The sequence below is a fragment of the Mycolicibacterium llatzerense genome (assembly GCF_025331195.1).
Lineage (GTDB): Bacteria > Actinomycetota > Actinomycetes > Mycobacteriales > Mycobacteriaceae > Mycobacterium > Mycobacterium llatzerense.
Genome location: NZ_LXOV01000001.1, coordinates 1,425,432 through 1,439,777, shown reverse-complemented (window position 1 = coordinate 1,439,777; position 14,346 = coordinate 1,425,432). Strand labels below are relative to the sequence as shown.

Below are 14,346 nucleotides of genomic sequence, written 5' to 3'. Positions count from 1 at the left end.
CCCGCCGACGTGGTTTCTACTTCGGCTGTAACACCGAAGTGCCGACGTACGGCACCAGGGCTTCGGGTACCCGGACGCTGCCGTCGGGCTGCTGGTGGTTCTCCAGGATCGCCACCAGCCAGCGGGTGGTGGCGAGGGTGCCGTTGAGGGTGGCCGCCGTCTGCGGCTTGCCGTTCTCGTCGCGGTAGCGGGTCGAGAGCCGCCGGGCCTGGAACGTGGTGCAGTTCGAGGTCGACGTCAGCTCGCGGTAGGCCTGCTGCGTCGGCACCCACGCCTCGCAGTCGTACTTACGCGCTGCCGACGAGCCGAGATCGCCTGCCGCGACGTCGATCACGCGGTAGGGCACCTCGATCATGGCCAGCATCTGACGCTGCCAGGCGAGCAGCTTCTGGTGCTCGGCCTCGGCGTCTTCGGGCTTGCAGTAGATGAAGGCCTCGACCTTGTCGAACTGGTGCACGCGGATGATGCCGCGGGTGTCCTTGCCGTAGCTGCCGGCTTCCCGGCGGAAGCACGACGACCAGCCGGCGTACCGCAGCGGCCCCTCGGACAGGTCGAGGATCTCGTCGGAGTGGTAACCGGCCAACGGCACCTCCGAGGTCCCGACGAGGTACATGTCGTCGGCTTCGAGGCGGTAGATCTCATCGGCGTGCGCGCCCAGGAATCCGGTGCCGCGCATGATTTCTGGGCGCACCAGCACCGGCGGGATCATCAGCGTGAACCCGTTCTCGGTGGCCAGCCGGACGGCGAGCTGCAGCAGCCCGAGCTGTAGCAGGGCGCCCTGGCCCGTCAGGAAGTAGAACCGCGAGCCGGACACCTTGGCGCCGCGCTCCATGTCGAGCAGGCCGATGGCCTCGCCCAGTTCCAGGTGGTCCTTGGGGTTCTCGATGGCCGTCGGGGTGCCGACGATGTCCAGCACCTCGAAGTCGCTCTCGCCGCCGGCGGGCACGCCGTCGATGATGACGTTGCCGATCGCCATGTGCGCGGCGGTGAACGCCGCCTCCATCTCGGCCTGCCGGGCCTCGATGGCCTTGATCGCCGCGGAGAGTTCCTTGGCCTTCTCCAACAGGGCGGGCCGCTCTTCGGCAGAGGCCGCACCGACGAGCTTGCTCGCCGCTTTCTGGTTGGCCCGCGCCGTGTCGGCCTCGGCGATGGCGGCGCGCCGGGCCGCGTCAGCATCCAGCAGCGCATCCACCAGGCCAGGGTCTTCGCCACGGGACCGCTGCGATGCCCGCACCCGGTCTGGATCTTCGCGCAACAGCTTGAGGTCGATCACGGGCGTCAGACTACTTTTCTCACCGCGACCGTGGAATGTCGAGGGCCATTAGCTGGGCCCGGCCACAACCACATAACAGTACAACTGCAACTCTTGTCACAGGTCCAGCAGCGGCTGTCACAATAGAACCGATGTTGGACGCACCCGCGGCGGTCGAACTGGGACTGGACACACCCCCAGACGCGCCGAAGACGACGACCACCTGGCGACAACGCATGCACGGCATGCATGTCACCGGGACTCAACGTGCGCTCGTCCTCACCGCGCTCGGCGGACTGCTCATCGCCGGCGTCCTCACCGTCCTGCCCGAAGGCTCCCTCGGCCCGACGGGGCTCGGCTTCAGCACCGGACGCGTCAACGCCGGCCGCGTCAGCGACACCCTCGACCACGCCAAGCCCGGCGACTGCCTGAACTGGCCGGAGCGCTCGCCGGACGCCGTCGAGATCGTCGACTGCAAGAACGAACACCGCTTCGAGGTCGCCGAGTCCCTGGACATGCGGACGTTCCCGGGCAGTGAATACGGCCCCAACGCGGCGCCGCCGTCGGACTCCCGGATCAAGCAGATCAGCCAGGAGCAGTGCCAGAACGCGGCGCGCGACTACCTCGGCCCGCGCTTCGACCCGAACGGCAAGTTCGCGGTGAGCCTGGTCTGGTCGGGCGACAAGGCCTGGAAGACCAAGGGGCAGCGCCGCATGCTGTGCGGTCTGCAGCTGCTCGGCCCGAACAGCCAGCAACTGGCCTACAAGGGCAAGGTCGCGGACGTCGACCAGTCGAAGGTGTGGCCGGCCGGCACCTGCCTCGGCATCGACCCGGCGACCAACCAGCCCATCGACATCCCGGTCGACTGCTCGGCGCCGCACGCCATGGAGGTCACCGGCGCGGTCAACCTGGCCGACAAGTACCACGACGCTCTGCCCGCCGAGCCCGACCAGCTGGGGTACATCAAGGACGCGTGCACCAAGGCCACCGATGCCTACCTGGCTCCGGTCCAGCTGCGGGGCACCACCCTGACCCTGATCTACAGCTCGATCGCGCTGCCCAGCTGGACGGCCGGCAGCCGGCAGGTGTCGTGCAGTATCGGCACGTCGCTCGGCAACGGCGGCTGGTCGACGCTGATCAACAGTGCCAAGGGACCGCTGATGGTCAACGGGCAGTCGCCCGTCGCGCCGCCGGCCATCCCGGAGGAACGGCTGAACCTCCCGCCGATCCCGGTCATCGAGCCGCCGGTGGACACGTCGTCGCAGGGCTCGTCGTCATCGTCGTCATCGTCGTCGTCGCAGGGTTCGCAGTCCGGTCAGTCCGATCAGTCCGGGCAGAACCAGCGCGGCCAGCAGACCTCGCAGACGCCGCAGGGCAACCAGCACATGCCGGGCCAGCCCGACACCTCGAACCAGCACGGCAACACCACCCCTGGCACGCCTCAACAGCAGCAGGGCAACACCTTCCTCAACGGTCCGCCGCCCGCTCCGCCGGTGCCCGGCAGCGGCGCTCCCCTGGAGGGTCCGATCGAGGACGAGCCCGCCGCGCCGGCGGCACCGGCCGGACCGGTGGGCGCGGGTGCGCCGCCTGGACCGGCCGCGCCGGCACCCGCCGCGCCGTAGCCATGCCGGTACGCATGGGGCAGCAGCGGTTCGAGGAGCTGGTGTCCGACGCGCTCGATCTCATCCCGCCCCGGCTCGCCGCGGCGCTCGACAACGTCGTGGTGCTGGTGCAACCGCGCAATCCGGACGACCCCGACATCCTCGGGCTGTACGAAGGGGTCGCGCTCACCGAGCGGGATTCCTTCTACGCGGGCGCACTGCCCGATACCATCTCGATCTACCGCGACGCCCTGCTCGACATGTGCGACTCCGAGGAGCAGGTCGTCGATGAGGTCGCCATCACGGTGATCCACGAGATCGCCCACCACTTCGGCATCGACGACGAACGATTGCACGAGCTGGGCTGGGGCTGAACAGCGCGGCACCGCGAATTTGTCGGACCGCGGTGTTACAACAGAGTCCATGAGCACCGCCTGCCGCAACTGCGTGGACGGGCTGGCGCACTGCCACGGCACGGTCATCGTGCACGCCGGTCTGCCGGCCGAATGCACCGACGAGACGTGCGCGCTACCGGAGTCCGAGCACACTTTGCGCATCGATTGCGACGTGGTCTCGTGCGGCTGCGCACAACCCGCGGTGGGCCTGCGCGCCGCGGGATAGTCAGCCCATCGGGTCGGCCGCGACGGGCGCCTCGGGGTCGTGCCCCGGATAGAACGGCGGCAGCACCGAGCCCCACTGCACGCAGCTCCACCGGCCGTCGGTGATCGGGCTCAGCACCACGCACTCGGCATTGGCGAGATGATGCTCCGACGCGAAATCGGCGTCCACACCGGCCATTTGGGCGGCCACCAGCCGGATGGCCGCACCGTGGCCCACCACCAGGATGTCGCCCGCCCACTCGCGGTCGTCCAGATACCGCACCCGCAGATGCGTCAGCACCGGCAGATACCGGTCCAGCACTTCGAGACCGGTCTCACCGCCCGGCATGGCGACATCAAGAACACCGCGCTGCCACTCGTCGTAGACGGCGTCGAACTGCGCGATGGCGTCGGCGTCACTCCGGTCTTCCAGGTCGCCCACCTGCACCTCGTGGATGCCGTGGACCTCGACCGGGTCCAGACCCAGGCCGTCGGCGATGTCGGCGGCCGTCTGCACGGCCCGCTCCGCCACCGAATGCACCACCAGCCCAACGGGATGCGCCCAGTCGATCCCGAAATCGCGGGCCTGCTGATGACCGAGTTGCGTCAGCGGCGCCCCCGGCGGCCGGGTGTCCAACCGTTTGGCGACGTTCGCCTCCGACTGCCCGTGCCGCACCAATACCAAGCGCCCGCTCATCCGCGGTTCCCCTCTCTCAACCCCGCCAACCACTGTGTCGCCTCATCGGTGACCGGCGGCGCGGCACCGGCGGCCACCCCGGTCGGCCACGACCCCAGGTACCGCACCTCGGCCACCCGCCGGTGCAGCGCCTTCAGCGCCTCGGCGACCGGTATGTCGTCGATGTGCCCGACGCAGTCCAGGAAGAAGATGTAGGTGCCCAATTCCGTTCTGGTGGGCCGAGATTCGATGCGGGTCAGATCGATGTCCCGGATCGAGAACTCGGTCATCGCGGACACCAGGGCACCCGGTTCATTGCGCAGCCGCAGCACGACGGACGTCCGGTCGGCACCGGTGCGCGGCGGCGGCGGGCCGGGACGGCCGACGAGCACGAAACGTGTTCTGGCATTGGGTTCGTCGACCACGCCGTCGGCCAGCGAATCCAGCCCCCACCGCACGGCGGCCAGCGCGGTGCTCACCCCGGCATCCACCAGACCTTCGGAAACCTGCTGCGCTGCACCGGCATTCGAGATCGCGGGCACCAGGGTGACGTGCGGCAGCCGTTCAGCCAGCCAGCGGCGCACCTGGGCCGCGGCCACGGGGAACGCCGCGACGGTCGACACCGCGTCGGCGGCCACACCCGGACGGACGACGATGCTGAACGAGACGTCGAGCGTGTGCTCGGCGAAGATCTGCACTCCACTGCCCGACGACAGGCTGTCCATGGTCGGCAGCACCGAACCCTCGATGGAGTTCTCGATCGGCACGCACGCGTAATCCGCGGCCCCCATGCGAACGGCTTCCACTGCCGCGCTCGAACTGTCACAGGCGATCGGTTCGAAATCCGGGTCGCCGGCGACCAGCTGCAGCATGGCCGCTTCAGTGAAAGTGCCTTGCGGCCCGAGATAGGCGATGCGTGCCACGCCGCAACCCTACTGGCTGCCCGCCCGCCAGAGCCCGCGACGCGGGCCTTTCGATAGGCCTTGCGCCAACACCCGCCGATGGTTAACTTAGGCTTACCTCACTTACTAGCGAAGGCGGGACATGCGCGACCTCACGACGACAATCGCAGCACCGACCACGGCCGAACGTGTCCGCAGCGCGTGCACCCGGGCCGCCGACGCGACGCTGGCCGCCGACGGCGTCACCCCGACGACCGCACCGGTGCACCACCTGCTGGCCGACGGCTCCGTCGTCCTGACCGTGCCCGCCACCGGACTGCTCGCCGCCACCGTCACCGCCGCTGGAGCCGGCGGGGTCGCCGCCATGCTGGAGCTGACCGACCTGGCCGCCCTGCCGCTGCGCGAACGGGTGCGCTCCCTGGTCTGGTTCCGCGGTCGCCTCTACGACGTACCCGCGGCACGCGTCCCGGCCATGCTCGACCTGGTCGCCTCCGAGAACCCTCATCCCGCCTTGCTCCAGGTAAATGGCGCCGGCCACGATGAAACCGACACGCCGTACGTGTTGGTCCGTCTCGAGATCGAGTCCGTCGTGGTGGCCGACGCCACCGGCGCCGAATCCGTGCCCGTCGGCGCACTCCTGGACGCTCGTCCCGATCCGTTCTGCGCCATGGAATCGCACTGGGTGCAACACATGGAAAGCGCACACCGCGACATGGTCGACCGGCTCGCCAGCCGGCTGCCGATCACCCTGCGCCACGGCCACGTGCGCCCGCTGGGCCTGGACCGCTACGGCGTACAGCTGCGCATCGAACGCGAAGACGGCGACCACGACGTCCGGCTGCCGTTCAGCAAGCCCGTCGACGACGTCACCGGCCTCAGCCAGGCCATCCGCACACTGATGGGCTGCCCATTCCTCAACGGGCTGCGCGCGCGCAAGCTCTGAGCGCACCGATGAGCCGCTTGCGCGAAGAGCATTAGACAAGCGCGGTTACCGTTGCTGCGATGACCGGACCGCAGCAGGACCACACCGAACGACGCGCACTGCGCATCGAGGTCGCCGTGGTCCTGGCGGTGACGTTCGGGCTGTCGGCCTACACGGCCGTGGTCAGCCTGGCCGAGGCCGTCATCCTCGGGCTGTCCGGGCAGAAGGTGGCGCTCAACCACCGGCGCTCCCCGATCGACTTCATCGACTTCCTGCTCAATCTCAGCCCGGTCTTCACCTTGGTCGGCTGGGGCGCCCTGGCCCTGTATCTGTTGTGGCGCACCGGCTTCCGGCCCGCGGCGATCGGGCTTGGTCGTTTCCGGTGGCGCCCCGATCTGCTGGGCGGCCTGGGGCTCGCCGCGCTGATCGGCCTGCCCGGACTCGGGCTGTACGTGGTCGGCCGGGCCCTGGGCATCGGCGTCGACGTCGTGCCGAGCACGCTCGGCGACACCTGGTGGCGCATTCCGGTGCTGCTGCTCATGGCGTTCGCCAACGCCTGGGCCGAGGAGATCATCGTCGTCGGATTCCTGCTGACCCGATTGCGCCAATTGGACGTCTCGGCGACCAAGTCGCTGGCGCTGTCGGCGCTGCTGCGCGGCTGCTATCACCTGTACCAGGGGTTCGGCGCCGGACTCGGGAACATCGTGATGGGGCTGGTGTTCGGGTACACCTGGCGGCGCACCGGCCGGTTGTGGCCGCTCATCATCGGGCACGGCGTGATCGACACGGTGGCATTCGTCGGCTACGCATTGGCGGCGCGCCATCTGGGCTGGCTGCACTCACCGTAATTCCGCCGACGCCAGCCAAGGCTTACCTTTATTCCTATTCAGCAATTCGAATTTGAATATATTGCGCCCGTCACACCGGGTAAGGATATCCTTTCCTGAATTAGGTTGACCTTGCATGACAAGGCCCTTTGACCTGCATTATCTTGAATTCCATGACCGAAGTGACGCGCCTCGAGACGAAATTCCACCAACTCCTCCAGGAACAGATCCGGAGCGAATTCGGCGCCTCTCAGCAATACATTGCGGTCGCTGTTTACTTCGATGGAGAAGACCTCCCGCAGCTGGCCAAGCACTTCTATGCGCAGGCCGTCGAGGAGCGCAATCACGCCATGATGCTGGTGAAGTATCTGCTCGACCGCGACATCGAGGTCGAGATTCCCGGCGTCGATCCGGTGCGCAACGCCTTCACGTCGCCGACCGACGCCCTCAAGCTCGCCCTGGCGCAGGAACGCGTCGTCACCGAGCAGATCAGCCGGCTGGCCAGCGTGGCCCGCGAAGAGGGCGACTACCTCGGCGAGCAGTTCATGCAGTGGTTCCTCAAGGAGCAGGTCGAAGAGGTCGCGACCATCACCACGCTGGTGAAGATCGCCGACCGGGCCGGCGACAACCTGTTCAACCTCGAGGATTTCGTCGCCCGCGAGCTCGCCGGTGCCGGCGCCGTCGACCCGACCGCTCCCGAAGCCGCCGGCGGCAATCTCTAGCCTTCGGCGTCCTGGCCGGCGTCCCGGCCCGCGCCCGTCAGCCCGTTCTGCAACCAGTCCTTGGTCCGGCCCGGGTGATTGGTGGCGATCCAGCCGACGCCGAGATCCGCGCAATAGCGCACGTCCTCGTAGTGGTCGACGGTCCAGCAGTACAGCGCACGCCCGTGCGCGGCGGCGTGGTCGACCAGTTCGGGATGCTCGCGCAGCGTCGTGATCGACGGCCCCACCGCCGTCGCGCCGACGGTCGTCGCCGCGCTGCCACCCAAGTACCGCGACGTCTCGCCGAGTAACACCGTCGGCAGCATCGGCGCGGCGCGGCGGATCCGCCATACCGCGGCCGCCGAGAACGAGATCACCACGGCGCGAGCGAGATCCGCGGAGGCCGGCGCGGCGATGCCGTACCGGTGCAGCAGGGCAAGCACCTTGCTCTCGACCAGCGCGCCGTACCGCACCGGATGCTTCGTCTCGATGAACAGCTTCACCGGGCGGGCCCAGTCCAGCGCCAGCCGGATCAGCTCGTCGAGGGTGAGCAGGCCGGCCGAACTCTGACCGCCGTCGGCCCGGCTCGAATGCCATGCGCCGTAATCCAATTCGCGAAGCTGCGCCAGGCTCATCTCGCTCACCAGCCCGGTGCCGTTGGACGTGCGATCCACCTTGCGGTCGTGCACACACACCAGGTGCCCGTCGCGGGTCAGCCGGACATCGCATTCGAGGCCGTCCGCGCCCTGGCTCAGGGCCAGCTGATAGGCCGCCAGCGTGTGCTCGGGCCGCTCGGCCGACGCGCCACGGTGTGCCACCACGAATGGGTGACCGAGTGTGCCGTCCTGCCCGTCCGAGGCCATGGTCCTATGCTGCCGGTTCCTCCGGCGCGGCCTCAACCGGAACGGACGAATCCGCGGCCGATGCCTCCGCTTTCCCGACGATTTCCTCGGCGCCCGCGACGACCCAGCGCCGTGCGGGTGCGTCGGCCTGCGTCCGCTCGAAGGCGTGATAGACGCGCAGGACCATCGCCAGCGCCAGCATGCCCATCAGGTACGCGATGATCGTCACCTCGGTGCTGTCGGCGATGCCCTGCGGATCGGTCGCGAACATGCCCCAGATGGACCACGCGACGACGAGACCGGAAACGGCCCAGATCGCCCACCAGATGCCGATCGGGCGACGCAACGTGTTCATGCGGTTCTCGGCCGTCGCCATCTCGGTGACGAACACCGGCGCGAGGAACATGTTCACCACCGGGACGAGGCAGCCCACCCACAGCACCCAGCGCCGGCGTGGCTCGGAAGTGCCCGCCCGGTGATAGGCCGCCGAGCGGCGGGCGATCAGCCAGTTGGTGAACACGATGGCCATCGCCAGCACCGTGAACAACGCGACGACGCTCGCCGCGACGCCGAGCCAACTGCCCGCGATCGCGACCCACGGATTGAGCAGCACGGTGCGGTTGATCAGCAGCAGGATGTAGCGCACGACGTGCATCAGCGCCGCCGCCCCGAGCGCGATCATCGTGACGGCCGCGACCGTCTGCACCACCGCGGTCGACGGTCCGCGATGCGATGCGTCCGGCCCAACGGCTTGCCCAGGGTCCTGTTCGGTGAACTCGTCGGTCAGGCCCCAGCGCGGGATGTGGTCGTAATGGGGCGTCGGCCCCAACGGCGGTTGGTGCCGCCGCGGCTTCGGCGCCGGGCCGGGCCGCACCGCGATCCAGCGGTATCCGCGCGCCGACTTCGCCTGCCCGGCGGCCGGCAGTTGCGCGACAGGCGCCAACAGCGGGCCGCGGCAGCGCGGGCACCACTGGCGCTGGCGATCACGCACGTTCCAACGCGTCGAGCACCGGGAACAGACCTGGATCACGGGACCAGCCTACGGGCCGTCAGACGGCGCCGGGGGCGCCGTCGTCGGTGACAACGGTGCGACCGGACCCGGCCCAGGCCAGCATCCCGCCGCTGACGTTCGTCGGTTCGAACCCGTTGCGCGCCAGGTAGTGCGAGACCTTCAGCGATCGGCCACCGGCGTGGCAGATGACGTACAGCGTGGCGTCACCGTCGATCTCGCCCAATCGGGCAGGCACCTCGCTCATCGGGATGTGCTGCGCCCCGGAGGCATGGCCACGGGCCCACTCGTCGTCTTCGCGTACGTCGAGCAGGACCGCGGTCGAGTCGAACTCGGCGGGCAACTGATCGACGTCAATCTGTGGCACGTGCACATCGTCCATGGGTACATGCTGGCATGGGCGGCACTCACGCCACCACGGCACGCCACCACAGCAATCGCCGAACTATCCACAGTTTCCACAGGTTCATCCACAGGGCAGCGGCCCGCCCGCGGACGCCCGTACCGGCGGTAGCGCACCAAACCCGTAATTGACTGGGGATAAACGAGTGGCCGCTCCACCCGATTGATCAACAGGCCGACACGCTGACTGAGCGAAAAAGCTTGTCGAGCTAAGTACTTTTGGAGCCGCGGACCCGACCCGCCGCCGATGGCGCCCGATTTCCCCGTCCCGCCGGCAAATGGTTATGATCGGCGTCACAACATCCGGTTGTGACAATCCTCACTCCGCTCGAAGTCGGGAACTCAGGATTGTTCTGGCAGGTCAGGGAGCATGCAATGGCGGCACATCCGTTGCGTCCAGGTTCGGGCGCATCGCCGGAGTGGCATTCCGCTTTCCCATCCCGCACCAACAGCCAACTGGTCGCCTGCATCCGCGCCGGCATCATCTCGCTGGTCCTGCTGCTGGTGCTTGTTCTGATCGTTCTGGTCTAAAGCCCCAACGGGCGTCGATCCCACCCCTGTTACGGGGGTGTCCTTGCGGTGCGCGCAGCGATGGAGCAATGTGGTCTCGGATCTGTGGACGAACCCCGACTAGGGTCGTTGATCCCGCACGCGATCATCTAAGGAAGGAATCCTGTGGCTGAGTACACCTTGCCGGAACTGGACTACGACTACGGCGCTCTGGAGCCGCACATCTCCGGTCAGATCAACGAAATCCACCACAGCAAGCACCACGCGGCCTACGTCAAGGGCGTCAACGATGCGGTGGCCAAGCTCGAGGAGGCGCGGGCCGGAGACGACCACGCCGCGATCTTCCTGAACGAGAAGAACCTGGCCTTCCACCTCGGCGGCCACGTCAACCACTCGATCTGGTGGAAGAACCTGTCCCCCAACGGTGGCGACAAGCCGACGGGCGAGCTCGCACAGGCGATCGACGATCAGTTCGGTTCGTTCGACAAGTTCCGCGCGCAGTTCACCGCGGCCGCCAACGGCCTGCAGGGCTCGGGCTGGGCAGTGCTCGGCTACGACAGCCTCGGCGGCCGGCTGCTGACCTTCCAGCTGTACGACCAGCAGGCCAACGTGCCGCTCGGCATCATCCCGCTGCTGCAGGTCGACATGTGGGAGCACGCCTTCTACCTGCAGTACAAGAACGTCAAGGCGGACTACGTCAAGGCCTTCTGGAACGTCGTCAACTGGGCCGACGTGCAGGAGCGCTTCGCTGCTGCCACCACGAAGACCAATGGTCTGATCTTCGGCTGATCTCGCGTTTGAAGGCAACGGGGCGTCGCGCTTGTGCGCGGCGCCCCGTTCTCGTTACCACCGGAACTTCGGCTGCGCGAGCCGAAATCCACTTTCGGCTCACGTGACACTTCTGGCACTCGGGCACTCTTGCGTGCTAACCCGCCACTGCCGCACCCTGGAACCAGCGATCCACTGTCGTATCGATGGATTGTTGTTTGAGCACCCGGAGGCAGCCATGGACAGCGGGTCTGGTCAAGCGGTCGAAATTGCCCCGTTCCATTCCGGCGGCGCACTGAAGGGGTTCGTGGTCTCCGGGCGGTGGCCGGATTCCACCAAGGAATGGGCCCAGCTACTGATGGTCGCCGTGCGGGTGGCCTCACTGCCCGGCTTGCTGGCAACCACCACCATCTTCGGGGCGCGCGAAGAACTTCCAGAACATCCACAGCCGGGAACGGTCGGCCTGGTTCTCGCCGAAGGCCCCGTTGTTGGCGAAGCCGCGGTGCCACCCGGATACTTCGCCGACCACCAGCCGACGGCACTGCTGATGCTCCATCCGCCCGCCGAGACGACACCTTCCCTCCCGGAGTGCCGCGGTGCCGCATCCGGCTGCCTACTCCTACCCGGACTTCCTTACCTGGGACTCGACCACCGGGCCGCCTGGGTTGAAGCCGAAGCGGACGGCACCATCACATCGATGGTCAGCAGGGTCGGCGTGGACCCCATCAGCCACCCTGATACCGCGATTCTCGCGATGCTGCTTGCCGCCTAACCCAACAGTGGGTTAACAGCAAAGAAGTACGCATTCTTGCTGCGCCCACGCCATGCCGCCCAGGGCGCTCGACCAGCAGCGCGAGCGGTTGCCACGTCCTGCCGCCATGGTTAATGGCCGGTAGGCTAACGGCAAACACTTAGGGCGATTCCGACCGCACTGCCCCCGGATTGCTGAATCGTCCACCACCCGACAGAGACTGCGGTGCGACGCGCAGCCGAGGTCCGGGCAAAATAGCACACGCGTCAAAATTTGCCTCCTCCGACTGCAGGCAGGCCCTGAGATCCGCGCTTAGAATCCCTGTTCGGAGGCCTTTAGGCCGACAAATTTGGTAGCTGGATCGAGTTTTCCGTGGTTTGCACTTGGCTCCCGGCGCAACTCTCGCTACGATAGTCAGCAAATAGTGACACTGACGCCTAGAGATATCGTTAAGTGGAGGAAGAACCGATGAGCATGACGTTCGCCGCCCGGCTGAACCGGCTGTTTGACACCGTCTACCCGCCAGGACGCGGTGCACACACATCTGCCGAGGTCATCGCTGCACTCAAGGCCGAAGGTGTGACCATGTCCGCCCCGTACCTGTCGCAGCTGCGTTCGGGCAACCGGACCAACCCGTCTGTCGCGACCATGGCCGCGCTTGCCAACTTCTTCAGGATCAAGCCGGCCTACTTCACCGACGACGAGTACTACGAGAAGCTCGACCGGGAGCTGACCTGGCTCGCCAACATGCGCGATGAGGGCATCCGCCGCATTGCCGCTCGTACCGTCGGCCTGTCCCCGGAAGCCAAGAAGGACATCGCCGACAAGGTCGACGAGCTGCGTCGCCAAGAGAACCTCGACAGCTAATCCGGTTAGCCCGACCGGGCCAGACCACATTACGACCAGCGGATTCCGTTAATCCGCTGGTCGTACTGCTTTGACCCGACTTACCGGCGCCTTGGCGGCCGCTCCGGTCGCATCAGCCTTACCCTGCCGCTCCAGCTCGCGGAACTCCGCGGCAATCGCCAGAATCCACTCCCGATCCGAATACGTCGCAGGCTGCCTCAGCCAGCTCGGCCCAGGAAACTTCGTGCGCGACGCGCCCTTCGGCCGGTCGCTGCGACCGTCATAGATCCAGCTGGCCACCCGCCGTGCCTGCGCATCGGGCGCGACGTCGACCCGTTGACTGCCCCCTGCGCCGCCACCATCCAGCACGACCGTGGCCTCCAGGTACAGCGCGTCCGAAATCAGCGACATCTGCTCGGCAACCCGGAACAACAGTGGCCCGCGCGGGCGCACGCCGATCCCGATGTTCGGGTGACGGCGACTCAACTCAGCGAGCAGCGGAGCGATCGTCCGCAGTTCCCGCCGGGCCCCGAACCAGTCCTCGACGCTGGGCATCAGCGAGCCACTGGCCACCACCAGCATCGCGCAGCCGAGAATCGTCGCTGCCGCGCCGACTCCGACCAGCTGGGTGCTGCCCACGGCGCGCAGCAGAATGAACGCACTGGCCAGCACGATCAGCACGATGCCGATACTGAAGACGAACAAGGCCCGGCCGCGCCGGGTCCGGTTGGAGTTACGCACCCCAGCCCAGGCGACCAGCGTCAGCGCCAACAGCACGTACAGCAACGGCAGCAGCCACGACAGCGAGTTGCCGCCCGAACCGAGATTCCGGCGCAGGTACTCCTCCGGCGCCATCTCGGGCTGCCGCGGGGTCAGGAAGAACAGCACCAGCGTGAGCACCGCGATGGCTGCGGCGACGCTGTACTGGGCCATGGCGATGCGCCGGATCGCCAACGGTTTACGGCTCGACGACGCCGAGGTGATCATGACGCAGCTGCCGGCGGCACACGCGATCAGCGCCACCTGGCTGAGCATGCTGGACACGTTCGGCCAGTGCAGGATGGTGTCGAGCAGCAGTGTGAGCGGCTCCCAGTTCAGCGCCGCGACCAAGCCCAGGCTGCCGAGTGCGACGATCATCGCTGCGCTGACGAGCGACTGTTTGTTGACCAGTGCCCAACCGATACGAAGGCCGGTCGCCAGGCCGAGCAGGCCGGCGATTACCCAGATGATCAACCAAACGCCTCGCCGAGACGGATCTGGACGATCGAGGACCGGTCAGAGGGCAGCCGACCCAGCCGGTGGATCAGCAGCGCGGCGAAGTCCTCGGCTTCCTGTTCGGCTTCCTCACCGGCCGGCCCCATGCAACCGGTCCGCTGATTCAGCATGTAACCGATGAGATCGGAACTCGCCAGCTCCATGGAGTCCCGGGCGGCCTCGACAACGGAGACGCCGTCATGGCCGAGAACGAGGTGGCCGAGTTCGTGGGCGAGGGTCCGGTCACCGGCCGGGAGTCCCTTCTGCAAGAGGAACACATCGCGGTCGTTGTACTGGCGCCACTGTCCGCACACACCGGCGGGCAGGTCGGCCATGGTCACCTCGATGGGGCGGCCACGGTCCTCACTGACCGCGTCGACGAGACGGGCGAGTGAGACCTCACCACGTCGCGGGGCAAGATCCAGCACCGAATTGACTGCGCGTGTGACGCGGCGGCTCGCGGGCATGCCGAACCCCCTTTCAC

18 protein-coding genes are annotated in these 14,346 nt (G+C 67.4%); 10 read left to right on the top strand and 8 right to left on the bottom strand.

Features of this window, described 5'->3' with window-relative positions; genetic code table 11:
* Window positions 1-16 precede the first annotated feature (16 nt).
* The gene (serS, locus tag A7G45_RS07270) at window positions 17-1,273 is read right to left on the bottom strand and encodes a serine--tRNA ligase (RefSeq protein ID WP_043402498.1); all 1,257 of its coding nucleotides are present in this window, start codon (window positions 1,271-1,273) and stop codon (window positions 17-19) included.
* Window positions 1,274-1,395: 122 nt separating this feature from the next.
* Here serS and A7G45_RS07265 point away from each other — a divergent pair, with 122 nt between their 5' ends.
* From A7G45_RS07265 to A7G45_RS07255, 3 genes are read left to right on the top strand one after another with little or no spacing between them, the layout of a single operon-like run.
* Entirely contained in the window at window positions 1,396-2,874 is a 1,479-nt protein-coding gene (locus A7G45_RS07265) for a septum formation family protein (protein WP_260938040.1), read from the top strand.
* Between the two features lie 2 nt (window positions 2,875-2,876).
* The gene (locus A7G45_RS07260; RefSeq protein ID WP_043402495.1) at window positions 2,877-3,227 is read left to right on the top strand and encodes a metallopeptidase family protein; all 351 of its coding nucleotides are present in this window, start codon (window positions 2,877-2,879) and stop codon (window positions 3,225-3,227) included.
* Between the two features lie 49 nt (window positions 3,228-3,276).
* Window positions 3,277-3,474: a hypothetical protein gene (locus A7G45_RS07255; protein ID WP_043985809.1), complete on the top strand. Its 198-nt coding sequence runs from the start codon at window positions 3,277-3,279 to the stop codon at window positions 3,472-3,474.
* Here A7G45_RS07255 and A7G45_RS07250 read toward each other — a convergent pair whose 3' ends face one another.
* Complete coding sequence (locus A7G45_RS07250) at window positions 3,475-4,149, bottom strand: histidine phosphatase family protein (protein WP_260935319.1); 675 nt, start codon at window positions 4,147-4,149, stop codon at window positions 3,475-3,477.
* Window positions 4,146-5,051 carry a prephenate dehydratase gene (gene pheA, locus A7G45_RS07245; RefSeq protein WP_260935317.1) on the bottom strand — a complete coding sequence of 302 codons (906 nt, stop codon included), beginning with the start codon at window positions 5,049-5,051 and terminating at the stop codon, window positions 4,146-4,148. The genes A7G45_RS07250 and pheA overlap by 4 nt, the downstream gene beginning before the upstream one ends.
* A 121-nt stretch (window positions 5,052-5,172) precedes the next feature.
* Between pheA and A7G45_RS07240 the strand changes: the two genes are divergently transcribed.
* The 3 genes from A7G45_RS07240 to A7G45_RS07230 all read left to right on the top strand — a co-directional run bounded on the left by A7G45_RS07240 (window position 5,173) and on the right by A7G45_RS07230 (window position 7,501).
* Window positions 5,173-5,973, top strand: a complete 801-nt coding sequence (locus tag A7G45_RS07240; protein WP_260935316.1) for a DUF2470 domain-containing protein — start codon at window positions 5,173-5,175, stop codon at window positions 5,971-5,973.
* Window positions 5,974-6,032: 59 nt separating this feature from the next.
* Window positions 6,033-6,800: a CPBP family intramembrane glutamic endopeptidase gene (locus A7G45_RS07235; protein WP_260935313.1), complete on the top strand. Its 768-nt coding sequence runs from the start codon at window positions 6,033-6,035 to the stop codon at window positions 6,798-6,800.
* Between the two features lie 152 nt (window positions 6,801-6,952).
* A complete protein-coding gene (locus A7G45_RS07230) occupies window positions 6,953-7,501 on the top strand; it encodes a ferritin (RefSeq protein ID WP_043402482.1) in 549 nt (182 codons plus the stop codon).
* On the opposite strand, the gene A7G45_RS07225 is transcribed toward A7G45_RS07230, so the two are convergent.
* The 3 genes from A7G45_RS07225 to A7G45_RS07215 are packed head-to-tail and all read right to left on the bottom strand — an operon-like array spanning window position 7,498 to window position 9,713.
* Complete coding sequence (locus A7G45_RS07225; RefSeq protein WP_260935310.1) at window positions 7,498-8,343, bottom strand: glycerophosphodiester phosphodiesterase; 846 nt, start codon at window positions 8,341-8,343, stop codon at window positions 7,498-7,500. The two genes, A7G45_RS07230 and A7G45_RS07225, sit on opposite strands and share 4 nt — an antisense overlap.
* Before the next feature lie 4 nt (window positions 8,344-8,347).
* The gene (locus A7G45_RS07220) at window positions 8,348-9,313 is read right to left on the bottom strand and encodes a DUF4328 domain-containing protein (RefSeq protein WP_308204033.1); all 966 of its coding nucleotides are present in this window, start codon (window positions 9,311-9,313) and stop codon (window positions 8,348-8,350) included.
* 58 nt (window positions 9,314-9,371) lie between these two features.
* Entirely contained in the window at window positions 9,372-9,713 is a 342-nt protein-coding gene (locus A7G45_RS07215; protein ID WP_260935307.1) for a rhodanese-like domain-containing protein, read from the bottom strand.
* Between the two features lie 395 nt (window positions 9,714-10,108).
* Between A7G45_RS07215 and A7G45_RS07210 the strand changes: the two genes are divergently transcribed.
* The 4 genes from A7G45_RS07210 (at window position 10,109) to A7G45_RS07195 (ending at window position 12,629) form a co-directional block, all read left to right on the top strand.
* Complete coding sequence (locus tag A7G45_RS07210) at window positions 10,109-10,264, top strand: hypothetical protein (protein WP_260935305.1); 156 nt, start codon at window positions 10,109-10,111, stop codon at window positions 10,262-10,264.
* Window positions 10,265-10,408: 144 nt separating this feature from the next.
* Window positions 10,409-11,032 carry a superoxide dismutase gene (locus A7G45_RS07205; protein ID WP_043402473.1) on the top strand — a complete coding sequence of 208 codons (624 nt, stop codon included), beginning with the start codon at window positions 10,409-10,411 and terminating at the stop codon, window positions 11,030-11,032.
* A 217-nt stretch (window positions 11,033-11,249) separates the two neighbouring features.
* The gene (locus A7G45_RS07200) at window positions 11,250-11,783 is read left to right on the top strand and encodes a peptidase (protein ID WP_260935301.1); all 534 of its coding nucleotides are present in this window, start codon (window positions 11,250-11,252) and stop codon (window positions 11,781-11,783) included.
* A gap of 447 nt (window positions 11,784-12,230) precedes the next feature.
* A complete protein-coding gene (locus tag A7G45_RS07195; RefSeq protein ID WP_043402926.1) occupies window positions 12,231-12,629 on the top strand; it encodes a helix-turn-helix domain-containing protein in 399 nt (132 codons plus the stop codon).
* 48 nt (window positions 12,630-12,677) lie between these two features.
* Here A7G45_RS07195 and A7G45_RS07190 read toward each other — a convergent pair whose 3' ends face one another.
* Window positions 12,678-13,841, bottom strand: coding sequence for a hypothetical protein (locus tag A7G45_RS07190; protein ID WP_260935298.1), 1,164 nt, complete (start codon window positions 13,839-13,841; stop codon window positions 12,678-12,680).
* Window positions 13,838-14,329, bottom strand: a complete 492-nt coding sequence (locus A7G45_RS07185; RefSeq protein ID WP_043402463.1) for an ImmA/IrrE family metallo-endopeptidase — start codon at window positions 14,327-14,329, stop codon at window positions 13,838-13,840. The genes A7G45_RS07190 and A7G45_RS07185 overlap by 4 nt, the downstream gene beginning before the upstream one ends.
* Window positions 14,330-14,346: the final 17 nt, after the last annotated feature.